Source organism: Actinophytocola xinjiangensis (genome assembly GCF_001921215.1).
GTDB classification, from domain to species: Bacteria; Actinomycetota; Actinomycetes; order Mycobacteriales; family Pseudonocardiaceae; genus Actinophytocola; species Actinophytocola xinjiangensis.
The window spans coordinates 63,889-87,249 of the sequence record NZ_MSIF01000015.1; the positions used below are offsets into that span (position 1 = coordinate 63,889).

Genomic DNA, 23,361 nt, shown 5'->3' on the forward strand with positions numbered 1-23,361 from the left:
TCAGCTGACGTTAACGCCAACGGTGGCGAAATGGGTCTGCCCGAGCGTGACTTCCTGCCCGGTCAGCTCGACCCGCGCGACGTGGCGGACCACCGCGCTGGACGCGGCGATCCGCAGTTCCACCTCGCCCGGCTCGACGATCCGCCGCCCGGCCAGGCCGGTGAAGGACGCGGCGGCGGCCGGCACCCGGAACTCGACGGTGCTGGACTCGCCGGGCGCGAGCCGGACCTTGGCGTAGCCGACCAGGCGCATCACCGGGCGGGTCACCTGGGCGACCGGGTCGTGCAGGTACAGCTGGACGACGTCCGAGCCGTCGCGGTCGCCGGTGTTGGTCACCGTCAGGCCGACGGTGACCTCGCCGGTGGTGTCGACCCGCTGCGCCGACTGGTGGAACGCCGACCACGTGAAGTCCGAATAGGACAGTCCATGGCCGAACGGGAACAGCGCGGTCGGGTCGACCGAGCTGGCCCCGTTGAGCCGACCCAGCACCGGCGTGAGGTAGCCGGCGGCCGAGGCGAACGGGTCGGCCGGCACGCTGACCGGCAGCCGCCCGCCCGGCTCGGCGGCCCCGGAGAGCACCTCGGCGACCGCCGGGCCGCCCTCCTCACCGGGGAAGAACGCCTGCACGATCGCGGCCAGCCGGCCGGCGTAGCGGCCCAGCGCGTAGGGGCGGCCGGAGAACAGCACCAGCGCCACGGGGGTCCCGGTCGCCAGCACGGCTTCCAGCAGTTCGGGTTGGACGCCGGGCAGCCGAAGGTCGGTCACGTCGCAGCCCTCGCCGGAGGTGCCCCGGCCGAACAGGCCGGCCCGGTCGCCCAGCGCCAGCACGCACACCTCCGCCCGCTCGGCGGCGGCCACGGCCTGCGCGATGCCGTCGCGGTTGTCGTCGAGGACGTCACAGCCGGGCGCGTGCTCGACACGGTCGGCGCCGAGTTCGGCGGCCAGCGCGTCGAGCAGGGTGGGGATGTCGATGCCCAGCGAGGTTCCTGGGAACTGGCTGCCGACGTGGCTGGGGAAGGTGTAGCAGCCGATCATCGCCTCGACGGTGGCCGCCTGCGGGCCGACGAGCGCGACCCGGGCTCCGGGGGCCAGCGGCAGCGTGCCGTCGTTGGTCAGCAGCACCACCGACTCGCGGGCGATCCGGCGGGCCAGGACCCTGGCCGGTTCGGGGTCCAGGGTCCGCCGGCCGTCGACGGTGGGCTGCTCCCAGTCCGGGTCGAGCAGGCCCAGCTCGCACTTCTGCCGCAGCACCCTGGCCGTCGCCCGGTCCACAAAGGACTCGTTGACGCGTCCGGAGCGGACGGCGGCGACCAGCGCGTCGCCGTAGCAGCGCACCGTCGGCAGCTCGACGTCGACCCCGGCGGTCAGGGCGAGCGCGGCGGTGGCCTCCGCGGTGTCGGACAGCCCGTGCTGGGTCTCGATGAACGTGACACCGAAGTAGTCCGACACCACGGTTCCGGCGAACCCCCACTCCTCGCGCAGCAGCCGGGTCAGCAGCTGCCCGTCGGCGGCCGGCGGGACCCCGTCGACCTCGGCGTAGGAGTGCATCACCGACCGCGCGCCGCCCTCGGTCAGCGCGTGCAGGAACGGCGGCAGCAGCACGTCGGCCAGCTCGCGGCGGCCGATGGCGACCGGGCCGAAGTTGCGCGCGCCCCGGGAGGCCGAGTAGCCGACCAGGTGCTTGAGCGTGGCGACGACCCCGGCGGTCTCCAGGCCGCGCACGTAGGCCGCGCCCAGCGTCGCGACCAGGTACGGGTCCTCGCCCATGGTCTCCTCGGTCCGCCCCCAGCGCGGGTCGCGGGCGACGTCGAGCACCGGCGCGAGTCCTTGGTGCACACCGAGTTCGCGCATCATCGCGCCGAGCTGGCCGGCCATCGCGCCGACCAGACCGGGATCGAAGCTCGCGCCCCAGGCCAGGGCGGTCGGGTAGATCGTGGCGCCCCAGGCCATCAGCCCGGACAGGCACTCCTCGTGCACCATCGCCGGGATACCGAAACGGTTGGCGGCCACGATGTCGGCCTGCATCTCGGCGATGCGGGTGGTGCCGGCGACCGGGGTCACCGGCGCCGAGCCCAGCGGCCTGGTCAGCTGACCGAGTCCCTGTTTGATCACCGAGGGCCAGTCGAGGTCGGCGTCGACCAGATCGTGCTGGAAGGGCGCGACGTCCCCGTCGCCGTCGGCCATCCCGAGCCAGATCCCGTACAGCTGGGCGACCTTCTCCCGCAGGGTCATCCGGCCGAGCAGGTCCGCCACCCGCTCGTCGACCGCGCGCCGGGCGTCCCGCCACGGCTCGACGACCGTGGCCGCCCCCTCAGACTCGTTGAGCATGCCGCAATCCCGTCCCTCATATTCCGAAATTTTCCGGAACCTCTGTGTCCACGCTAACCCTCTTGTTACAGCCGCATCAAGGGATTGACGGCCTGCTGACGTCGCCGTAACCTGCCATCTAACTCGTCGCAAGTATCGATTTTCATCCGAAACTTTTGTGATCGCGCTGGGGCGGTCGCCAGTCGGCGAGCCCCGGCGCCGAACGGCCACATCGTGGAAAGGCGGGGCTCATGTCCACTCTCCCCAGGAGAAGTTTCCTCGGGCTCGTCGGCGCGGGGGTCGGCGCCGGCCTGCTCGGCACCAGCGCCTGCGGCACCGACGCCACCGGCGGCAGCGGCGGCGACAGCGGCAAGATGTCGATCTGGGTACTCCAGGAGGAGGCCCAGAACGTCGCCCACCGGGTCGCCCTGGACGCCTTCAACGGACGGTCCGACGTCACCGGCGAACTGGTCTCCACCAGCAACGACGGCTACCGCGACCGGCTGCACACCGCCATGGGCTCCACCAACCGCCCCGACGTGTTCTACAACTGGGGCGGCGGCAGCATCCGCAGCTACGCCAGGGAGGACCTGCTCGTCGACCTGTCCCCGCACCTGTCGGACAACCCCGAGTGGAAGGACGCCTTCCTGCCCTCGGTCCTGGACGCCGGCATGATCGACGGCAAGTACTACGGCATCCCCGCCCGTGGCATGCAGCCGATCATCCTCTTCCACAACAAGGCCGTCTTCGCCGACGAGGGCATCCAACCGCCCACGACCTGGACCGAACTGCTCAGCGCCGTCGACCGGTTCAAGAACAACGGAATCATCCCGTTCGCGCTCGCCGGCGGCGACGCCTGGACCGAACTGGTCTGGCCCGAGTACCTGGTCGACCGGATCGGCGGCCCCGAGGTGTTCAACGCGATCGCCGCCGGCGAGGCCGGCGCCTGGGGCCACCCGGCCGTCAGCCAGGCGATCACCATGATCACCGACCTGATCGACCGCGGCGGCTTCGGCGACAAGTACGCCTCGGTGCGCTGGGAGGGCGCCGGCGCGTCCACGCTGATCGCCCAGGGCCGCGCGGCCATGCACCTGATGGGCTCGTGGGAGTACACCAACCAGGTCACCGACCAGCCCGAGTACGCCAAGAAAGACCAGGGCTTCACCGCGTTCCCGGTCGTCGAGGACGGCCAGGGCGACCCGAAGGCCATCGTCGGCAACCCGACCAACTACTTCTCCGTCAGCAAGTCCTCGCCCAACGTCGACGCCGCCATCCAGTTCCTGCGCGAGGAGATGGCCTCCGACGCCTACATCGACGCCTGGCTCAAGGCCGGCGACGTGCCGGCGGTGCGCAACCTCGAGGAGCGCATGGACAAGGCCAACGACCCCGCGTTCGTCAAGCTGGTCTACGACATGGTCGCCGACGCGCCGACCTTCCAGCTGTCCTGGGACCAGGCCGTCGAACGCAACCAGGCCCAGCCGATGCTCGACGCGCTCGCGCAGGTGTTCCTCGGCAAGCTCGACGCCGCCGGGTTCGTCAAGGCCAACGAGGACGCCGCGTAGTGGTCGCCACCGTCGGGGCGGCCACCGGGAAGGGGGCGGGCCGGACACCGGCCCGTCCCCGGCCCCGGGAGTCGGCGCGGCCGGCGACCTCCCGCCCGAGTTCCTGGTACCTGGCGCCGGCGGCGCTGTTCTTCGGCTTCTTCGCGGCGTTCCCACTGGTGCTGGTGGTGTACCTGTCGTTCACGTCGTGGGAGGGCATCGGCGACCCGACACTGGTCGGCGTCGACAACTGGGTGCGGCTGTTCGGCGACAGCCGGGTGCTCGACGTCATCGGCACCACCCTGCTGCTGGTGGTGCTCGGCTGGGCGACCCAGACGCCGATCGCGCTGCTGCTCGGGGTGTGGGCGGCCGGCCAGCAGCGCAACCGGGCGATCCTCTCGTCGATCTTCTTCCTGCCGCTGCTGCTGTCCACGGCGGCGATCGCGCTGATGTTCAACCGGCTGTTCGACCCGTACTTCGGGCTGGCGGCGGAGTTCGGGCCGTTCCAGAACATCCTGGGCACCGGGCCGGGCGCGCTGGGGGCGATCCTGTTCGTCACCGGCTGGCAGTTCATCCCGTTCCACATGCTGCTCTACCAGGCCGCCGCGCGGAACATCCCGAAGGTGCTCTACCAGGCCGCGCTGATGGACGGTGCCAGCGGCTTCCAGCAGTTCCGGCACATCACGCTGCCGCAGCTGAAGAACACCGTCATCACCTCGTCCACCATCATGATCGTCGGCTCGCTGACCTACTTCGAGACGATCCTGCTGCTCACCAACGGCGGCCCCGGTACGGCGACGTACACGGTGCCGTTCGAGATGTACATCCGCGGTTTCCGGTCCTTCGAGTTCGGCTACGCGTCGGCGATCGCGACCGTGCTGGTGGTCGTGGCGACCGCGGTCTCGCTGGTGATCGTGAAGTTCTCCGGCTTCACCAAGATGCGCTCCACCCTGGAGGGGATGTGACGACCGCCCGCGCGGGCACCCCGGTGCGCACCCGCCCCAACTGGCTGGCCGGCGGCTTCGTGACGCTGTGGCTGGTCATCGTCGGCGTGCCGATCTACACGATGATCTCGTGGAGCCTGCAGACCCGCGACGACTTCCTCGACCACGGGCCGATCGCGCTGCCCAGGGCGATCACGCTGGAGAACATCGCCGGGGTGCTGGACACCGGCTTCGTGCGCTACCTGCTCAACACGGCGATCGTGACGTTCTCCTGTGTGGCGCTCACACTGCTGGTGGCGATTCCCGCCGCGTACGCGATCGTGCGCTCCACCAGCTGGATCTCCGGCTTCGCGTTCCGCATCTTCCTGCTGGGCCTGGCGATCCCGGCGCAGGCCACGATCATCCCGCTGTACCTGATCATCAACCGGATGCAGCTCTACGACTCGCTGACGGCGATCATCCTGCCGACGGTCGCGTTCGCGCTGCCGCTGGCGGTCCTGGTGCTCGCCGGCTCGCTGCGCGACGTGTCCGACGAGCTGTACGACGCGATGACCGTGGACGGCGCCGGGCCGTTCCGGATCATGTGGCAGCTGGTGGTGCCGATGTCGCGGGGCAGCATCGCGGCGGTCGGCACCTACTCCGCGCTCGGCGCGTGGAACCAGTTCCTCTTCCCGCTGATCCTCACCGTCGACCCGAACCTGCGGGTGATCACGCTCGGTCTGCAGAGCTATCGGCAGGAGTTCCAGATCAACCTGCCGGGAATGATGATGGCGGTGCTGCTGACCGCCCTGCCGGTGTTCGTGCTGTACCTGGTCGCGCGGCGCTGGCTCATCGCCGGGCTCGCCGGCCTGGGCAGCAGGTAGCCTTCCGGAAGAGTTTCGGAACTGTTTCGAGGGGTGTCATGGCCGTCTGTGAAGCTCACGTGAGGAGGCAGTCAACCGCGCCTCAGGGGGACGTGACGCAACCCAGCCACCGGTACGTGGCCAACGGGAGCCCTGCCTGCCCGAAGCGACCACAACCATGAATTCCGGGGAGGCGGAAGTGGAGAAGAAGGTGACCATCACCGTGATCGCCCAGGAGGCCGGGGTCTCGGTGCCCACGGTGTCCCGGGTGCTCAACGGGCGGTCGGACGTGTCCCCGCAGACCAGGGCCAGGATCGAGGCGCTGCTGGCCCAGCACGGCTACCGGCGGCGGGTGTCCCGCCGCCGGGAGAGCGCCGGACTCATCGACCTGGTGTTCAACGACCTGGACAGCCCCTGGGCGGTGGAGATCATCCGCGGGGTCGAGGACGTGGCGCACGCGGCGGCCATCGGCACCGTGGTCAGCGCCGTGCACCGGCACTCCGGGGCCACCCGGCAGTGGCTGGAGAACCTGCGCGCCCGCGCCTCCGACGGCGTCATCCTGGTGCTGTCCACCCTCCAGCCGGCCCACCAGGCCGAGCTGCGCCGGCTGAACGTGCCGACCGTGGTCATCGACCCGGCCGGCGGGCCGGCGCTGGACGTGCCGACCATCGGCGCGACCAACTGGGCCGGCGGCATGGCCGCCACCGAACACCTGACCGGGCGCGGCCACCGCCGGATCGGCTTCATCGCCGGCCCGCCCGGTCTGCTGTGCAGCCGGGCCAGACTCGACGGCTACCGCGCCGCGCTGGACGCCGCCGGCATCGAGGTCGACGACGCGCTGATCCGGCCCGGCGACTTCTACCACGAGTCCGGGTTCCGGGGCGCCGGCGAGCTGATGGACCTCAAGCGGCCGCCGACGGCGATCTTCGCGGCCAGCGACCAGATGGCGCTGGGCGTGTACGAGGGGCTGCGTCAGCGGGGTCTGCGGGTGCCCGACGACGTGAGCGTCGTGGGCTTCGACGACCTGCCGGAGGCCCAGTGGTCCTCGCCGCCGCTGACCACGGTGCGTCAGCCGCTGAGCGAGATGGGCATGCTGGCCACCCGGACCCTGCTGCGCCTGGCCCGCGGGGAACAACCGGACAGTCCCCGGGTCGAACTGGCCACCGACCTCGTCGTCCGGGACAGCACCGCCGAACACTCCGCGTGACATTTCTCCCCCGTCACGGTAGGTCATCGCTCCGCAGAACGCGGTTCATGTGCGTAGGGCGACGATCTCATCCACCGTTAGATCGGTCCTCGCGGCATTTGGATGACATACGGTGACAGCGCACCCCGTTCGCTGCACCGTATAGAACATGGTGGGGAGCAATCTCGGCGAGTTGCGTGGGCAGCTACTCGTCCAGTGTCAACCTGGGCAGGCGAAGAACGCCGCACGCGTCGCGAGCGCGCACGGCGCCGGTTTGGTACTCACCGGGCACACCCCCAGACCGGTGGTCAGGGCGCTGCGTGAGCACGGTTTCACCGGCCCGATCCTGTGCGACGCCAACCGCTACTCCGGGCGCCGCCGCTCGACCGCGCTCGCCGGCGTGCGCGCCGAGTGGACCGCCGAGCAGCACGACCTCGGCCTGACCGCGGTCACCGACTCCGGCTACCTCGCCGAGCACGACTGGGCCGGCCTGCGCCGGATCCTCAGCGAGGCCAGCCGCCAGCCGGGCGAGGTCATCGCGCAGCTGCCGCTGGCCGCCCGCTGGTTCGAGCACTCGGTCGACGGCCTGGTCGCCGAACTCAACCACTTCGGCGTTCCGGTCGCCGTGGCCATCGAACACGCCAAGGACCCGTTCAGCGTGCGGTACCTGATCAGGGGTTTCCTATCCCTGCTGGCCGCCGACGTGCCGGTGCTGCTGCTGCGCGCCGACGTGTCGGCCATCGCCGCCAGCTTCCACGGCGCGCACGCCGCCGCCATCGGCACCACGGTCGCGCTGCGCCACGTCTATCCGCGCGGCGGCCCCGGCACGCCGCGATTACCGTCGATCGCCGCCTTCGTCCCGCGTCTGCTCGACTACCGCCCCCTGACCACGCTCGCGACCCAGACCCCACCCGGCTGGAGTTGCGACTGCCCCGAGTGCGCTGGCCGGCCGCTGGTCACCCTGGCCCGCTCCCCGCGCCCGGAGGCGACGGCGTTCAGGCACTCGCTGAGCGCCCAGCTCACCCTCCACGCCCAGCTCCGCAACCGCCCCGCGCCGATCGCCGGCTGGCACGAGCTGTGCGCGACCGCCCTGGCCGAACACCGCACCCTGGCGGAGACCCTGCCGGACTGGCACACGCCCACGAACCTGCGCGCCTGGTACCAGCTGACCCGCGACGCGGTCCCCGACGGCGTCTTCCACCAGGACGAACGCGCCCACGGCTGACCCCCCGTGACCCGTACCCGGTGCCCAGGGCGCCTCCGCCCTCCCTGGCGGAGGACGCCCTGGCTTCCCCGCTCCCCGCTCGGTGAACCGGCCCATGCCCCCGACGGGCAAGCCTGCCTCCCGGTCCCGCACCAGGCCTGGACCAGAGGTTGACCGCGATGGACTTCCGCCTCTTCGGGCCGTTCGAGGTGTGGCACGACGGCGTCCAGGTCGACCCCGGTGACCTGCAACAGCGGTACGTGCTGGTGATCCTGCTGCGCAACGCCAACCGGGCGGTCTCCCGCGAGTACCTGCGGCACACCGTGTGGCTGGGCCAGGACCAGCCGCGCTCGGACCTGATCACCAGCTACGTCGCCCGGCTGCGCAAGGTGTTCCGGGACGCCGGCGCCACCGACGTGCTGATCGACAAGACGCCGACCGGCTACCAGCTGCGCGTCGACGAGAACCTGCTGGACACCGTGCGGTTCACCGCGCTGTGCCGGCGGGCGGCCGGCGCCCCGCCGCCGGTGCGCCGCCGGTTGCTGGCCGAGGCGCTGGACCTGTGGCGCGGGCGGTTCCTGTCGGACCTGGACATCGACCGGGCCGGCGGGGCGGCCGGCGCGCCGACCGAGGAGTCCCGGGTGGACGCCCTGGTCGACCTGGCCGAGCTGGAGCTGGCGGCCGGCGAGCACCGGGCGGTCCGCGACCGGCTGCGCGCGGTGTGGGAGGACAACCGCGCCGAGCAGCGGGTCGCCGCGATGCTGATGCGGACCCTGGTCACCGGCGGTGACCAGGTGCGGGCGGTCACCGTCTACCACCAGACCCGCGACGCGCTGGCCGAGCTGGGCATGGAGACCGCGCGTGAGCTGCGGGACATGGTGTGGCTGGCGCAGTACGGCACCCGGCACAACGCGCTGCCGGCGCACCCGCCCCGGTTCACCGGCCGCGACGCCGAGGTCGCCGCCGTGGAGGCGCTGGCGCGGGGCGGGGACGCCACCGTGGTGTGGGTCAGCGGGCTGCCCGGCGTCGGCAAGACGGCCTTCGCCGTGCACGTGGCGCACCGGCTGGCCGGCCGGTACCCCGACGGGACACTGTTCGTGGAACTGGCCGGGTTCACCCCGGGCGTCGAGCCCACCGACCCGGCCGACGCGCTCGCCAGCCTGTTGGCCGACCTGGGCGTGCCGCCGGAGGCGCTGCCGCAGGCAACCCCGGCGCGCGCGGAGCTCTACCGCGACCGGCTGGCCGGCACCAGGACGCTGGTGGTGCTGGACAACGCGGCCGGCGAGGAGCAGGTGACCGGTCTGCTGCCGGCCGCGCCCGGCTGTCTGACGCTGGTCACCAGCCGTGACCTGGGCTCGGCCGGCCCCGGCCTGGCCGCGACCGACCACCTGCACCTGGAGCCGCTGTCGGTGGCCGAGGCCAGCGAACTGTTCGGGCGGCTGGTCGACCCCGAGCGGATCCGCGCCCGCGCCGACCTGGTGCGTGAGGTGGTGGCCCGGTGCGGGCGGGTGCCGCTGCTGATCCACCTGGTGGCCGCGCAGCTGCGCCGGCACACCCGCTGGCCGCTGGAGCACCTGGTGGCGCTGCTGGCCGAGACCGGCCCGGTCAGCGGGCTGGCCGACGCGGCGTACGCGGTGTCCTACCGGCAGCTGCGCCCCGCGGCACGGCGACTGTTCCGACTGGTGGCGCTGGCGCCGGTGGCGGACCTGTCGGCCGGCGGAGCGGCGGCGCTGCTGGACCGCCCGCTGCCGGCGGCCAGGGAGCTGCTGGTCGGCCTGCACCGGGCGAGCCTGCTGGAGGAGCCGGCGCCCGGCCGGTTCCAGATGCTCGACCCACTGCGCGACTTCGCCCGCCGATCGTCCGAAGTGGACACGTCGGAGGCGGCGGCGGTGGTGCGCCTGCTCGACCACTACCGGGCCGGCACCGCGTCGGCGATGGCCACCGCGTTCCCGCACGGCGCCGACCGCCAGCCGGCGGTCGCCGGCCCGTTGCCGCCGTTCGGTGACCCGCACGCCGCGCTGGACTGGCTGGACACCGAACGCCCCAACCTGGTGTCGGCGGTGCGCCACGCCGCCGCCAACGGCCTGCCCGAGCACGCCTGGCAGCTGGCGGTGTTGCTGTGGCGCTACCTGTACACCGCCGGCCACCTGCGCGACTGGACCGAGACGCTGCGCCTGGCCGACGGCGTGGTCACCGACCGCGAGGGCCAGGCCAACGTCCGCCTGGGCCTGGCGACCGCCCGCCTGCACGCCGGCGCCCTGGCCGACGCGCACGCCATCGCCCACACGGCGCTCCCGCTGTGGCTCGCCCACGGCGACCCGAGAGGCGCCGCCGACACCCGCCGGGTGATCGCCACCGCCGCCAAGGACCTGGGCGCCCACGACGAGGCCGGCGAGCAGTTCGCCGCCGCCCTCGCCAGCTACCGCGCCCTGGGCGAACGCCACGGGCAGGCCGCCGTCCTGGACCACCTCGGCCAGCTCGACGAGCTGCACGACCGGCTGGCGCAGGCCCAGCGGCGGCACGTGGCCGCGCTGGGCCTGCTGCGCGAGCTGGGCCACGACCAGGGCGTCGCGCACGTCCTGGACAACCTGGGCGGCGTCCGCCAACGCCTTGGCCGACTCACCGAGGCCCTCGCCGACCACACCGAGGCCCACGACCTGGCGGTCGCGGCCGGCGACCGCGCCTGCGAGGCCTACGCCCTGAACAACCTGGGCAACACCCACCGCCTCCTGGGCCGCCTCCCCGAGGCGACGCACTACCACCAGCGCGCGGCGGCCGTCGCCGAACTCGTCGTCGACCCCGGCCTACGCACCCAACTCTGCCTGGACCGAGGCGAAACCGCCGCCGCCGGCGGCAACCCCCGCGCGGCCGTCACCGAGTTCCAGGCGGCGCTCACCCTGTCGACCGGCACCGGCGACCGGGCCAAACAGGCCAGGGCCAACGCCCGCCTCGGCGCACTGCTGCACCTCACCGGCCACCACTCGACCGCCACCACCCACTGGCTGGCCGCCCTCACCGGCTACGAGTCCCTCGGCCTACCCGAAGCCGCCCGCGTCCGCGCCGAACTCGCCGGCCTCGCCTGCTCCCGCTGCGCCGCCAACACCATCGACAACCACTGAGAACCAACGGAGGCAACCGACTGTCCACAGCCCCCACACTTGTCCACAGCCCCCACGCACACCCCCCACCAACCCCACCCACCCCGATAGAATGGGTGAGGGGGTGCCCCCGGGGAGGGTGGGCCCTGGCTGGGCGCGCGGCGCGGTGAAGACACGCGGCCACCCAGGCGACGACAGCACGGCCACCCGGTGAAGACACGTGGCCATCCGGGCGACAGTGGGGCCACCCGGTGAAGGCGGTGGGTCGTGGATCAGTGGTCGAGCCGGCCGGCCTTCACCACATCCAGTAGCCGGCCGATGTCCACGGTGAGTGAGTCACCCGGGTTCTTGCTGTCACGAACGGCGTGGAGGTTGTCAGCGACCTCAACACAGTCCGTGTCTCCGCTGTGGCTGCTGCGCCGCCACCGGAGATCGGCGGAGATCATGTGCCCGTCCTACCGAATTCGGCCCGATTTCACGGTGGCGAGCATCGAGCGGACATCACCGCTCAAGGTCGGGCCGGCGGGACTCTTGCTGTCGCGCACGAGACCGGTGTCGCTCAGCTCGACGCAGTTGGTGTCCGGACCAGACCGGCTCGACTTGCGCCACCTCTGCTCGGACACCGCCGTCATGTCGCCTCCCGTGGGGATGACCTCGGCAAGGAGTCGACAGCGCCGACACCCAGTGACGTTCACGATGCACGACCGGCGGTGCCCGGTGGAACTCCACCAACCCGATCGGCCCAACCACTCGACGGCCAGGCTGGGTGCTCAGCGGGGCTGGTGGAGCAGGGCCAGCAGGTCCGGTTGGAGTTCGCGGACGCGGGGGTGGCCGTGCCAGCGGCGCAGGACTCTGGTCAGCAGGCGCAGGTCGACGCGGATCGTGGCGGAGTCGACGTGGGCGGCGTCGGGCAGGACGTCGCGCAGGACGGTGCACGCCGTGTCGACGTCGCCGTGTTGGGCGTGGGCCAGGGCCCGGCGGGCGCCGAAGCGGGCGCGGGCGCGGCGGGCGGTGCGCGGGATCGCCGCGGCGTGGCGGTCCAGCAGTTCGGCGGCCTCGCCGGGGCGACCCAGTTCGCACAGCGACCAACCGGCGACCAGCGGGATCTGGTCGGCGACGCTGGTCGACCCCAGCTGCGGTGTGGGGCCTGGACGTTCGGGGACGGCCAACAGCTCGGCGGCGCGGTCGATCGCCGCCTGGTAGGCGGCGTGGTCGCCGGCCAGGGCGTGGCCCTGGGCCTCGCACTGCGCGGCCAGGCCCAGGATGCGGGTGCCGGCGGCGGAGTCGGCCTGGGCCAGCCTGGCCAGCTCGATCGTGCTGATCGCGTCGAAGCGGTACATGGCCAACTCGGCGCGGCGGTAGAGGGCGAAGCTCGCCAGCCGGGGATCGCGGCCGGACTCGGCCAGCGCCACCGCCCGGTCGGTCCAGCGCAGCGCGCCGGCCTCGTCGCCGGCCTCCTGGCTCATCCAGCCGGCGTACTCGGCCAGCCGCGAGGACAGCAGCCGCAGCTCCGTGCGGACCGGGTCGTCGCTGTCGCGGGCCAGCATTCTGGCCGCGTTGAGCTGGGTGATGACCTGGCCGAGGACCACGACCGGGCTGGTCATCGTGCCCAGGGCGCGCAGGCTGTCGAACGCCGACCACAGCACGCCGACGGTCGACCGGTCGGTGCGCGGGCGGGAACCGCGCACCAGCGGGTCGCCGAACAGGCCGCCGCCGGACAGCAGCGTCGGGCGGGGCAGCCACTGGACGCGCAGCTCGCGCTCGTCGAAGGCCAGCACGACCAGGTCGTCGGGATCGGGTGGGTCGGGTGGGGGCCCGGCGTCGCGCGGCGGGGTCCCGAGGGACGCGACGAGCGCGCCGCCGGTGCCGAGCAGATGGTCGCAGAGCCGGGCCAGCATGGCCGTCGGCCGTTGCAGGTCGTTCTCGATACGGCTCAGATATCCCTTGCTGTAGTTGACGCGCCGGGCCAGTTCCGCGATCGACAGGCCGGACGCGACACGGAATTCCCGTAGCCGGGCGCCAAAGGTGTCGGCCACCGTACCCTCCCAGGTCGCGGGGTCACCGCTACCTGCGAAAGTACTCCGGTCTCAACCGCTCCAGCTGTGTCCTCTGGTGAGTGCGGACATGGTTCCTCCTCGAAATGGGTTCCGGTGAGGAAAGAATTCTGCACATCACGCTGACCGGGCAAGGCGTTTCCCGTTTCTGCTCGAACGAGAAACAGGAAACGCGTTCAGCGGCCGAGGCCGCGCACCCGCGCGGACAGGACGGCGAACGCACTGCCCGCGTGCGGCAGCTCCCCGCCCAGGACCAGTGCCAGCACCTCGTCGTAGGCCAGCCAGTGCACCGACAGGTCGGACTCGCCGGGTTCCAGGCTCTGCCGGCCGGCGATCAGCCCGGTGGCGACGAACGCGTGGTCGCGGTGGTTGGTGAACGAGTCCGCGCAGTGGATCGTGCCCAGCCTGGTCCAGCGCACCGCGCGTAACCCGGTCTCCTCGCGCAGTTCGCGCCGCGCGGCGGCCAGCGGGTCGCGGTCGCGCCGGTCGACGCCGCCGCCGGGCAGCCGCCACTGGCTCTGCCCGTGCGCGTAGATCCACTGCCGGGTCACCGCGACCTGCCCGCCGCCGTCGAGCGCCAGCACGGTCACCGACGCGGGGGCGACGACGTGGTCGTAGACCGTGCGGGAGCCGTCGGGGCGCAGCGCGTCGTCGCGGCGCACCTCCAGCCACGGCGAGGTGAACACCACCGTCGTGGACAACCTCGACCAGCGGGGCTCAACCACGAACTGACTTTACGGTGGCGGCAGGGGGAACCGGGCCGCTCATCCACTCGCGATACACCGCTGGTCCACCTCCGCCGGCCACCATGACGGCATGCGACGTCGCGTCGGCGGACGCTACCAACTCCTGCACCCGGTGTGGCGTGACCGCCTCGGCGAGACGTTCGTCGCCCGCGACCGGGACCTCGGAATCCCGGTGGCGCTGCGCCTGCTCCCCGATGCCTGGCTGGCCCCGCCCGCCCGGCTGACCGGGCTGCGCGACCGGCACCTGGCCGGTGTGCTCGACCTCGTCGAGGACGGCGACCTGTTGGCCGTGGTGAGCGAGATCGTGCCTGGTCCGACCGTGCGCCAACGGTTGCGGGTCGGCCGGCCCGGCCCCGGGGAGGCGGCGCGGATCGGTGCGGGGGTCGCCGCCGGCCTGGCCGCGCTGCACGAGACCGGGCTGCTGCACCGCAACCTCAACGCCGGCAACGTGATCGTCACCCCGGACCGGGTCGTGCTGACCGACTTCGCGCTCGCCTCGCTGGGTGCCGGCGCGGTGCTCGCCCCGCCGGCGCCCGAACTGCTGGCCGGCGGCGCCCCCACGCCGGCCACCGACGCGCACGCGCTCGGGGTGCTGCTGGGCGCACTCGCCGGCCGCCGCGGCGCCGCCGGACGGCTCGGCCGGGCGCTGCGGGCCCGCGACCCGTTCGACCGGCCGGGCACCCGGCAGGTGTGGTCACAACTGCTCCATTCGCGCCACCCGGACTCGCCCGGTGACCAGGCGGTTCCAGTCAGTGTCCACTGCTCTTAACGATCGCGTTACGTACATCTGCGCGCATTTTTCCGGACACCAAACGAACTTAGGCTCCGGCAGGTTCGCACCGCCCACGGGAGGCCCGCCAGAATGCCAAGTACACGCCGGCTACGAGTCGTCGGCCCATCGTTAGTCGTCGCCGCCGCGACCGCGGCCACCATGGCCGGTGGCCCGGCGGCGCTCGCCGAGGAACCGACCGCGCCGAGCATCAGCGAACTGCACTACGACAACGTCGGCACCGACACCGGTGAGGCGATCGAGGTCGAGGCCCCCACCGGGTTCGACCTCACCGGCTGGCAACTTGCGCTCTACAACGGCAACGGCGGCGCGGTGTATGACACCCGCACGCTGTCCGGCGCCGTCGACGACACCGGCGTCACGGTCGCCACCTACCCGACCGACGGCATCCAGAACGGCTCACCGGACGCCGTCGCGCTCGTCCGTCCGGACGGGACGGTCGCGGAGTTCCTGTCCTACGAGGGCCAGCTGGCCGCGTCGAACGGCCCGGCCGCCGGCACGACCGCCACCGACCTCGGCGTCGCCGAGGCGTCCACCACGCCCGTCGGCCACTCGCTGCAGAAGGTCGACGGTGTCTGGCAGGCGCCCGCGCCGAACTCCTTCGGCGCCCGCAACACCCCCGGTGAGGACCCCGGCCCCGACCCGGTCGGCTGCGACCTCACCGTCACCAACACGATCGCCGAGGTGCAGGGCACCGGCGACGCCTCGCCGCTGGCCGGCTCGCAGGTCGTCGTCGAGGGTGTCGTCACCGCCGACCACCGCACCGGCGGCTACAACGGCGTCTACGTGCAGACCGCCGGCTCCGGCGACCGCGCGCCCGAGGCCGGGGTCGCCTCCGACGCGGTGTTCGTGTACCTGACCACCAACTCCGCCAACCACCCCGGTGTCGCCGTCGGCGACCAGGTGCGGGTGCGCGGCACGGTCAGCGAGTACTTCGGCCTCACCCAGATCACCATCGGCGCCCGCGCCGACGTGCAGGTGTGCGCCAACGACGCGCCGCTGCCGGCCGTGGTCCCGCTGGCCCTGCCGGCCGACGCGGCCGCGCGCGAGTCGGTCGAGTCGATGGTGGTGGCCCCGGTCGGCGACTTCACCGTCTCCGAGGTCTACAACACCAACCGCTTCGGCGAGGTCGTGCTGGCCGCCGGCACCGAGGCCGCGCGGATCCCCACCGACCTGCACCGCCCCGGCACGCCGGAGGCGAAGGCCGCCGCGACGGCCAACACGCTGGGCCGGGTGCTGGTCGACGACGGCCGCACCACCAACCTGTCCAATGCCGGCGAGGCCCCGCCCTACGTCTACCCGGACGCGCCGCTGCGCGTCGGGGACAGCGTCGAGGCGTTCGGCCCGTCGGTGCTGTCCTACGGGTTCGACGAGTGGCGCCTGCAACCCGCCACCCCGGTGACCGCCACCACCCCGGCGATCGACCGGACCACGTTCAAGTCCACCAACCCGCGCACCCCGGGCCCCGAGGCCGTCGGCGGCGACATCAGGCTGGCCAGCTTCAACGTGCTCAACTACTTCGTGCACTTCGGCGGCGACGCGCGCGGCGCCGACGACGAGGCCGGGCTGGCCAAACAGCAGGCCAAGATCGTCTCGGCGATCGGCGCGCTGGACGCGGACGTGGTGGCGCTGGAGGAGATCGAGAACTCCGTGCGCTTCGAGGACAACGACCCGCAGCTGGCGCTGCGCCGGCTGGTCGAGGCGCTCAACGCCGCGCAGGGCGCCGGGACCTGGGACTACGTGCGCACCCCGACCGAGCTGCCCGGGGCAGCCCAGCAGGACTTCATCACCACGGCCATCATCTTCAAGCCGGCGGCGGTGACCCCGAAGGGCGAGTCCCGCTCGATCAACGACGAGACCGTGTGGTTCAACGCGCGCGAGCCGATCGCCCAGACCTTCACCTCGGGCGACGCGACGTTCACCGTGGTCGTCAACCACCTCAAGTCCAAGTCCAGCTCGGACTCGGCGACCGGCGACAACGCCGACGCCGGCGACGGCCAGGGCGCGTTCAACGGCGACCGGGTCCGCCAGGCCCGCTCGCTGGTGTCGTTCGTGGACGGTCTGAAGGCCGACAGCGGCAGCGAGGACGTGCTGCTGCTGGGCGACTTCAACGCCTACACCCAGGAGGACCCGATGGCGGTCCTCTACGACGCGTCCTACGTGGACCTCAACGACACCGGCAAGTCGAGCTACGTGTTCGGCGGCGAGTCCGGCTCGCTGGACCACGCGGTCGCCTCGCCGTCGCTGGCCGGGCGGGTCACCGGCGTGGACGTGTGGCAGATCAACTCGCACGAGTCCTACGCGTTCCAGTACGACGGCCTGCCCGCCTTCTACGCCGAGGACCCGTACCGGGCCAGTGACCACAACCCGATCGTCGTCGGCCTGTCCACCGGCTCCGCCGGCCCGGTCGAGCTGAACCTGTTGAGCATCAACGACTTCCACGGCCGGCTCGAATCGCTGGGCACCGACGACAACGGCGCCGAGATCGGCGGCGCCGCCCAGCTGGCCGGGTTCGTCAACGCCCAGCGGGCGGCCAACCCGAACACGCTGTTCCTCTCCGGCGGCGACAACATCGGCGCGTCGACGTTCGTCTCGGCGATCGACGACGACAACCCGACGCTCGACGCACTGAACCTGATCGGCGTCGACGCGGCCGCGGTCGGCAACCACGAGTTCGACAAGGGCATGACCGACCTGACCGACCGGGTCATCCCGCGCGCCGAGTTCAGCTACCTGGGCGCCAACGTCTACCGGGGCGACGAGCGCGCCCTTCCCGCCCACGAGGTCAAGACCGTGGGCGGCGTGCGGGTCGGCATCGTCGGGGTGGTCACCGAGCAGACCGCGTCGCTGGTCAGCCCGGACGGCATCGCCGGGCTCACCTTCCGCGACCCGGTCGCCGAGGCCGAACTGGTCGCCGGCCAGCTCAAGGACGGCGACGAGGCCAACGGCGAGGCCGACGTGGTGGTGCTGCTCGCCCACGAGGGCGCCGCGACGGAGAACATCGGCTCGGTCGAGGACCTGCGGGCCGACCCGGTGTTCGGCGAGTTCATGGACCTGAGCGCCAACGTCGACGTGCTGATGTCCGGGCACACCCACCAGCCCTACGCGTTCACCGCGCCCATCCCCGGCAGCGAGCGGCTGCGGCCGGTCATCCAGGCCCAGGAGTACGGGCGCAAGCTGGGCAAGGCGACGCTGACCGTCGACGGCGGCGAGATCGTGGCTTCCGGCGCTGAGCTGCTCGACGTCGTCGGCGGCACCCCCGACCCGGCGGTCGCGCAGCTGGTCGCCGACGCCAAGGCCAACGCCGACGTGCTCGGCCAGCGCCCGCTGGGCTCGATCACCGCCGACGTCACCCGCGCGCGGGGCGCCGACGGCACCGAGGACCGGGGCGCCGAGTCCACGCTGGGCAACTTCGTCGCCGACGTGCAGCTGGCCGGCACCGCCGAGGAAGGCCGGGGCGGCGCGCAGATCGCGCTGATGAACCCGGGCGGGCTGCGGGCCGACCTGACGCACGCGCCCGACGGCGTGGTCACCTACGCCGAGGCGTTCTCGGTGCAGCCCTTCGCCAACGACGTGGTGACCGCCTCCTACACGGGTGCGCAGCTCAAGCAGGTGCTGGAGGAGCAGTGGCAGCCGGCCGGCGCGTCCCGGCCCAAGCTGCACCTCGGCGTGTCGAAGGGCTTCGCCTACACCTACCTGCCGGACAACCCGGCCGGTGAGCGGATCACGTCGATGACGTTGAACGGCGAGTCGATCGACCCGGCCGCGACCTACCGGGTCACGGTGAACTCGTTCCTGGCTTCCGGTGGCGACAACTTCTTCACCCTGGCCGAGGGCACCGACCGGGCCACCACCGGCGACAACGACCTGACGATGCTCACCGCCTACCTGGCGGCGAACTCGCCGGTCACCGCCGACCCGGAGTCCCGGGCGACGATCGGCGCGCCGGAGCCGGAGTGCACCGAGACCATCACCGGCCTGCGGCTGTGGAAGGTCGAGGTCACCAGCGGGCAGACCTGCCTGGAGGACGCGGTGGTCCTCGGCTCGGTGACCGTGCGCGGCGGCGGGTCGCTGTCCGCCACCGACGGCACGATCCTGGGCACGCTGACCGCCTCGGGCGCCGGCGACGTGTCGGTGTCCGGCACGGACCTGTTGGGCGTCGTGTCGATCACCGGGTCGACCGGCGAGGTCACCGTCGAGGGCGCCGGCATCACCGGCACCGTGGCGCTGCGCGGGAACCTGGGCGCGGTGCGCCTGGACGGCGCGACGGTCACCGGACCGGTCACGCTGACCGGCAACCGCGGCGGTTCGGTGGTCGCCGGCAACCGCATCGTGGGTGTCCTGAGCTGCCAGAACAACGACCCGGCGCCGACCGACGACGGCCGGCCGAACACCGTGCGCGGCGCGGTGAGCGGCCAGTGCCGACAGCTGTGATCGTCGTGTGATCGTCGCCTGACCAGACGGCCCGCCCGGCCCCTCGCCGGGCGGGCCGTCGCATTTCTGTGACCCGCACCACGTGACTCCGTGCGAAGATGCACTCATTCCGCGTGATCAAGTTCGATCCGGTGGAGGGCACGGTGTCGGAAGAGTCAGTGAGGCGGACTGATGTGGACAAGGCCCTGTTGGGCCACGCCACCTATCGCAGCCTGGGCGAACAGCGCCTGTCGCCCGGCGAGGAGAAGTTCGAGAAGGCCCGCCGCACGGTGGGCCTGTGGCTGGCACCGCTGGTGTCGGTCGTGTTCCTGCTGTTACCCCTGGACATGCCGGACAACCAGCAGACGCTGGCCGGCGTGCTGCTCGGCGTGATCATCCTGTGGGTCACCGAGGCGGTGCCGATCCCCATCGGCGGCCTGATCGGCGTCGCGGCGATCGTGGTGCTGGGCGTGGTGCCGCCCGACGACGCGCTCGGACCGTTCGGCTCGTCGACGGTGTTCACGTTCATCGGCGCGTTCATCCTGGCGCAGGCGATGCTCAAACACGGTGTGGCGCGACGGTTCGCGTTCCGCATCCTGGCGATGCCCCGCCTCGGCCGCTCCACCACCGGCGTGATCGTCGCGTTCGGCCTGATCACGTGCGTGCTGTCGGCGTTCGTGTCGAACACCGCGACCGTGGCGATGCTGCTGCCCACGGCACTGGGCATCCTGTCGGTGATCGCGAAACTGCTCCAGGAACGCGGCCTGGTCGCCGCCGACTTCGACCCGCTGCGGCTGCGCGTCGGCGCGGCGATCATGCTGATGCTGGCCTACGGCGCGAGCGTCGGCGGCCTGCTGACCCCGGTGGGCAGCCCGCCGAACCTGATCGGCCGGGGGCTGATCGAGGAGGCCACCGGCGAGCGGATCTCGTTCGCCGCGTGGATGGGCATGGCGCTGCCGGTGTGCGCGGTGATGTTCGTGATCCTGGCCGTGGTGCTGTTGCTGTTGAACCGCCCGGAGATCAAACGCATCGAGGGCGTCGCCGAGTACGTGGCCGAGCAGCGCGCGCAGATGGGTCCGCTGTCGCGGGCGGAGAAGAACACGCTGATCGCGTTCGGCATCACCGTCACGCTGTGGATCTTCCCGGGTGTGATCGCGCTGGTCGCCGGCACCGAGTCGGCGATCTACACGGAGATCTCCGACCGGCTCGACGAGGGCATCGTCGCGGTGCTCGGCGCGAGCCTGCTGTACCTGCTGCCGGTCGACTGGCCCACGCGCGAGTTCACCCTGCGCTGGCGGGACGCGGCGGAGATCGACTGGGGCACGATCGTGCTGTTCGGCACGGGCATCATCTTCGGCTCGCTGCTGGCCGCGACCGGCCTCGCCAAGACCATCGGCAACTCGGCGTCCGACGGCCTCGGCCTGTCCAGCGGGGTCACGATCACGATCTTCGCCGTACTGCTGGCGATCATCGTGTCGGAGACGACGAGCAACACGGCCTCGGCGTCGGTGGTGGTGCCGATCGTGATCCCGGTGGCGGTCGCCGCCGGGGTCGACCCGTTCGTGCCGGCACTGGCGGCCACCTTCGCCGCGTCGTTCGGTTTCATGCTGCCGGTGTCGACCCCGCAGAACGCGGTCGTCTACGGCTCCGGCGCGGTCCCGATCACCACGATGATCCGCTCCGGCGTGTCGTTCGACGTCCTCGGCGCCATCCTGATCATGGTCGGGATCCCGGTCATGGTCGCCGCCATCGGCATCGGCGGCTGACCCGTCGACGGTCGCGACCGCCGGCCCCCCGCCGGTCGCGACCGTCGCATCGCTGGCCGGGCACGCCGCGCGATCCGTCAGCCGCTCTGCTGTTCGCCGGCCTGCTGTTCCTTGATCGTCGCCCGGACCTCGTCCATGTCGACCTCGCGCACCTTGCCGATCAGTTCGGCCAGCGCGGGCGCCGGCAGGGCACCGGGCTGCGCGTAGAGCACGACACCGTCACGCACGGCCATCACCGTGGGGATCGAGGAGATACCGAACGCCTGCGCGATCTCGGTCTGGTCCTCGGTGTCGACCTTGCCGAAGGTGATGTCCCCGTGCTCCTCCGACGCCTTCTCGAACACCGGTGCGAAGCCACGGCAGGGGCCACACCACGCCGCCCAGAAGTCGATGAGCACCGTGCCTTCGGCGCTCACCACCTCGTTGAAGTTGTCCGCGGTCAGCTCAACCGTCGCCATCTGTCCTCCCTTGGTCACCCAGTCCAACGCCCAGGCGGCCCGGGGTGTTCCGTTCAGGGTGTGCGGAAGAACTGGTGCGGCTGGAAGACGCAGATGTTGGTCTCGTTCTGCGCGTTCGCGTCGGTGATCTCGACGAAGTAGCCGTAGTCGCGACCGGCCGCCAACTCGGCCCGGATCGTGACTTTTCCTCGGTTCAACCCCGCCCACCGGTTCCCGCCCACGTCACGCTGCACGAAGATGTTGTCCCACCAGACGAGGTTCTGCGTGTCGAACCCGGCCGGCGTGGAACACTCCGCGAGCCGGTGGATGTAGTAGGCGTCGGTCCCGTCAAGCTCCTTGAGCGTGCGCTGCCCGGCGACGATCCGATCCAGCGACACCCCCTTCGCCAACGCCGGCGTCACCCGACTGGGGAAGAACGAGCGCGCCAGAACCTCACGGTGAGTGAGATAACTGGCCACCAACGCCGCCGACCGCTCCCCGTCCTGGACCCGCGACGCACTGACCAGCCGCCCGTCCCGCCCCTCGATCTCGATCGTGTACTCACCCGGCGCGAGGAACCCGGTGGCCAGATTGACCATGTACCAGTAGGCGTCGACCGTCCGGTCGTAGATCCACCCGTTCAGATTCCCCCGATGGAACTCCTGGTTGACGAACTCGACCTGATAACCGTCCGGCCCCCGCGCGGTGATCCGCTCGATCAGGTCCGGCGCCTTGGCCCCCGGCGTCGGATACAGCGAAACCAGGAACTTGTGCTGCTCACGCGGCAGCGAACCGGCGAAGTCCCAGTAGACGTCGCAGGCCATGATGTCGTAAATCCGCACCTCGGGCGTGTCCATCACCCCACCCTCGACCGCCCACCACCCCCGCACAATCGCGAGAATCACCAGTCCTCACCAATAGCACTGCGTGTCCCGCTGGACACGAACAGTAGAATGGTCGCCGACCTGGGGAGGCAACAATGCGCGACGACGGCCCGTTGGGCGAGGCCGGCCATGTGATCACTGGTAGCGGCGGCGGGGGCGCCGACGGCAGGTACGTTTTCGCCTCGCTTGACGCACTCACGGAGATCGCCGCCAAATGGGACGCGATCCGCGCGGGGATCATCGCGGACAGACCGAGACTTGAACAGGCACTGAACATGGCCGCCCCGCCGGCGGACGATCTCATGAGCCGGTTCCAAGCGGCAACCTTGGCCGAGTCTCTGACGAAGGCCATTGGGCACAACGACGCGATGCTCCGATACGTCGATTCCTATCGAAAGAAGCTGAGCGCGGCGATGCGCGACTACACAACCACCGAAGAAGACAACGCGTCCCAGCTCCGAGGTATTCACGTTGACTGACCATCGCGCCCCGCTGATCCGTGCCGCAGCCACCACCACCCTGCTCGTCGCGCTGGTGGCAAGCGGTTGTTCCTCCGAGGCGGGTGGCTCGCCGGTTCCCACCGGTGGCGCCGACACCTCGACGAGTTTTGCGGACGAGGCGCCGCGAGTGGTCGATCCGCTCGACGTCAGCCGCTATCTCACCGAGCCGTGCGAGACTCTGACAACCGATCAGCTCACCACCCTCGACATCCCCGGATCCGGAACTCCGGAGACCACCGGCGCCATCGCTGAGAACGCCGGACCCTTCTGCTCATGGTCGTCCAGCACCACCAGCGATGCGGTCACCATCGGTTTCCTCACATCGAACAAGGGCGGCCTGTCGGACAACTACCGTGCCCAACGCGAATTCGACTATTTCGAACCCACCACGGTGGACGACTATCCGGCCGTGTTCACCGAGCGCCTCGACCGGCGGCCGACCGGCACCTGCAACATCGTGGTCGGCGTGGCCGACGACATGGCTTTTCGCGCCACCGCGAACACTGACCTGGACGCACGGGGGGCGTGCGAGCGAGCGAAACAGGTCGCGGCGGCGGCGCTGGCGACCATCCGAGGGGGACGCTGATGTTCGGCATGAACAGCGATGCCATCTACCGGAACTTCAGCGAGGGCCGGGGACCGGACGGAC

Annotated in this window: 18 protein-coding genes; 11 read left to right on the forward strand and 7 right to left on the reverse strand. The window is 71.6% G+C overall.

Features of this window, described 5'->3' with window-relative positions; genetic code table 11:
• Positions 1–2,328 carry a beta-xylosidase/alpha-l-arabinosidase gene (locus BLA60_RS26730; protein WP_075135763.1) on the reverse strand — a complete coding sequence of 776 codons (2,328 nt, stop codon included), beginning with the start codon at positions 2,326–2,328 and terminating at the stop codon, positions 1–3.
• A gap of 230 nt (positions 2,329–2,558) precedes the next feature.
• On the opposite strand from BLA60_RS26730, the gene BLA60_RS26735 reads away from it, so the two are divergent.
• The 6 genes from BLA60_RS26735 to BLA60_RS26760 all read left to right on the forward strand — a co-directional run bounded on the left by BLA60_RS26735 (position 2,559) and on the right by BLA60_RS26760 (position 11,143).
• Entirely contained in the window at positions 2,559–3,869 is a 1,311-nt protein-coding gene (locus BLA60_RS26735) for an extracellular solute-binding protein (RefSeq protein WP_075135764.1), read from the forward strand.
• Complete coding sequence (locus tag BLA60_RS26740; protein WP_084735288.1) at positions 3,869–4,813, forward strand: carbohydrate ABC transporter permease; 945 nt, start codon at positions 3,869–3,871, stop codon at positions 4,811–4,813. The genes BLA60_RS26735 and BLA60_RS26740 overlap by 1 nt, the downstream gene beginning before the upstream one ends.
• Positions 4,810–5,655: a carbohydrate ABC transporter permease gene (locus BLA60_RS26745; RefSeq protein WP_245812163.1), complete on the forward strand. Its 846-nt coding sequence runs from the start codon at positions 4,810–4,812 to the stop codon at positions 5,653–5,655. The genes BLA60_RS26740 and BLA60_RS26745 overlap by 4 nt, the downstream gene beginning before the upstream one ends.
• 190 nt (positions 5,656–5,845) lie before the next feature.
• Entirely contained in the window at positions 5,846–6,841 is a 996-nt protein-coding gene (locus BLA60_RS26750) for a LacI family DNA-binding transcriptional regulator (RefSeq protein ID WP_245812164.1), read from the forward strand.
• A gap of 148 nt (positions 6,842–6,989) precedes the next feature.
• Positions 6,990–8,045: a hypothetical protein gene (locus BLA60_RS26755; RefSeq protein ID WP_154814622.1), complete on the forward strand. Its 1,056-nt coding sequence runs from the start codon at positions 6,990–6,992 to the stop codon at positions 8,043–8,045.
• A gap of 158 nt (positions 8,046–8,203) precedes the next feature.
• Positions 8,204–11,143 (forward strand): ATP-binding protein, encoded by a 2,940-nt coding sequence (locus BLA60_RS26760; protein WP_075135767.1) that lies wholly within the window; start codon positions 8,204–8,206, stop codon positions 11,141–11,143.
• Between the two features lie 251 nt (positions 11,144–11,394).
• Here the strand turns inward: BLA60_RS26760 and BLA60_RS26765 are convergent, their stop codons facing one another.
• The 4 genes from BLA60_RS26765 to BLA60_RS26780 all read right to left on the reverse strand — a co-directional run bounded on the left by BLA60_RS26765 (position 11,395) and on the right by BLA60_RS26780 (position 13,901).
• On the reverse strand, positions 11,395–11,568 hold the full coding sequence (locus tag BLA60_RS26765; RefSeq protein WP_075135768.1) for a DUF397 domain-containing protein: 174 nt from the start codon (positions 11,566–11,568) through the stop codon (positions 11,395–11,397).
• A gap of 9 nt (positions 11,569–11,577) precedes the next feature.
• On the reverse strand, positions 11,578–11,754 hold the full coding sequence (locus tag BLA60_RS26770; protein ID WP_342744778.1) for a DUF397 domain-containing protein: 177 nt from the start codon (positions 11,752–11,754) through the stop codon (positions 11,578–11,580).
• A gap of 138 nt (positions 11,755–11,892) precedes the next feature.
• A complete protein-coding gene (locus tag BLA60_RS26775) occupies positions 11,893–13,158 on the reverse strand; it encodes a helix-turn-helix domain-containing protein (RefSeq protein WP_075135769.1) in 1,266 nt (421 codons plus the stop codon).
• A gap of 194 nt (positions 13,159–13,352) precedes the next feature.
• A complete protein-coding gene (locus BLA60_RS26780) occupies positions 13,353–13,901 on the reverse strand; it encodes an NUDIX domain-containing protein (protein WP_075135770.1) in 549 nt (182 codons plus the stop codon).
• Between the two features lie 91 nt (positions 13,902–13,992).
• On the opposite strand from BLA60_RS26780, the gene BLA60_RS26785 reads away from it, so the two are divergent.
• From BLA60_RS26785 to BLA60_RS26795, 3 genes are all read left to right on the forward strand, one after another.
• Positions 13,993–14,691 carry a protein kinase domain-containing protein gene (locus BLA60_RS26785; RefSeq protein ID WP_075135771.1) on the forward strand — a complete coding sequence of 233 codons (699 nt, stop codon included), beginning with the start codon at positions 13,993–13,995 and terminating at the stop codon, positions 14,689–14,691.
• Positions 14,692–14,784: 93 nt separating this feature from the next.
• On the forward strand, positions 14,785–19,146 hold the full coding sequence (locus tag BLA60_RS26790) for an ExeM/NucH family extracellular endonuclease (protein WP_170108414.1): 4,362 nt from the start codon (positions 14,785–14,787) through the stop codon (positions 19,144–19,146).
• Between the two features lie 158 nt (positions 19,147–19,304).
• On the forward strand, positions 19,305–20,891 hold the full coding sequence (locus tag BLA60_RS26795) for an SLC13 family permease (protein ID WP_245812165.1): 1,587 nt from the start codon (positions 19,305–19,307) through the stop codon (positions 20,889–20,891).
• Between the two features lie 77 nt (positions 20,892–20,968).
• On the opposite strand, the gene trxA is transcribed toward BLA60_RS26795, so the two are convergent.
• Positions 20,969–21,349 (reverse strand): thioredoxin, encoded by a 381-nt coding sequence (gene trxA / locus BLA60_RS26800; RefSeq protein ID WP_075135773.1) that lies wholly within the window; start codon positions 21,347–21,349, stop codon positions 20,969–20,971.
• Between the two features lie 53 nt (positions 21,350–21,402).
• Complete coding sequence (locus BLA60_RS26805) at positions 21,403–22,185, reverse strand: hypothetical protein (protein ID WP_075135883.1); 783 nt, start codon at positions 22,183–22,185, stop codon at positions 21,403–21,405.
• A gap of 122 nt (positions 22,186–22,307) precedes the next feature.
• Between BLA60_RS26805 and BLA60_RS26810 the strand changes: the two genes are divergently transcribed.
• A complete protein-coding gene (locus tag BLA60_RS26810) occupies positions 22,308–22,691 on the forward strand; it encodes a hypothetical protein (protein ID WP_075135774.1) in 384 nt (127 codons plus the stop codon).
• Positions 22,684–23,298 carry a DUF3558 family protein gene (locus tag BLA60_RS26815; protein WP_075135775.1) on the forward strand — a complete coding sequence of 205 codons (615 nt, stop codon included), beginning with the start codon at positions 22,684–22,686 and terminating at the stop codon, positions 23,296–23,298. The genes BLA60_RS26810 and BLA60_RS26815 overlap by 8 nt, the downstream gene beginning before the upstream one ends.
• Positions 23,299–23,361 lie beyond the last annotated feature (63 nt).

Excerpts from the sequence above, each read along its gene's own strand:
- BLA60_RS26755 (WP_154814622.1), top strand. The coding sequence starts at position 6,990 with ATGGTGGGGAGCAATCTCGGCGAGTTGCGTGGGCAGCTACTCGTCCAG.
- BLA60_RS26765 (WP_075135768.1), bottom strand. The coding sequence starts at position 11,568 with ATGATCTCCGCCGATCTCCGGTGGCGGCGCAGCAGCCACAGCGGAGAC.
- BLA60_RS26760 (WP_075135767.1), top strand. The coding sequence starts at position 8,204 with ATGGACTTCCGCCTCTTCGGGCCGTTCGAGGTGTGGCACGACGGCGTC.
- BLA60_RS26730 (WP_075135763.1), bottom strand. The coding sequence starts at position 2,328 with ATGCTCAACGAGTCTGAGGGGGCGGCCACGGTCGTCGAGCCGTGGCGG.
- BLA60_RS26805 (WP_075135883.1), bottom strand. The coding sequence starts at position 22,185 with ATGGACACGCCCGAGGTGCGGATTTACGACATCATGGCCTGCGACGTC.
- trxA (WP_075135773.1), bottom strand. The coding sequence starts at position 21,349 with ATGGCGACGGTTGAGCTGACCGCGGACAACTTCAACGAGGTGGTGAGC.
- BLA60_RS26810 (WP_075135774.1), top strand. The coding sequence starts at position 22,308 with ATGCGCGACGACGGCCCGTTGGGCGAGGCCGGCCATGTGATCACTGGT.
- BLA60_RS26770 (WP_342744778.1), bottom strand. The coding sequence starts at position 11,754 with ATGACGGCGGTGTCCGAGCAGAGGTGGCGCAAGTCGAGCCGGTCTGGT.
- BLA60_RS26790 (WP_170108414.1), top strand. The coding sequence starts at position 14,785 with ATGCCAAGTACACGCCGGCTACGAGTCGTCGGCCCATCGTTAGTCGTC.
- BLA60_RS26735 (WP_075135764.1), top strand. The coding sequence starts at position 2,559 with ATGTCCACTCTCCCCAGGAGAAGTTTCCTCGGGCTCGTCGGCGCGGGG.
- BLA60_RS26785 (WP_075135771.1), top strand. The coding sequence starts at position 13,993 with ATGCGACGTCGCGTCGGCGGACGCTACCAACTCCTGCACCCGGTGTGG.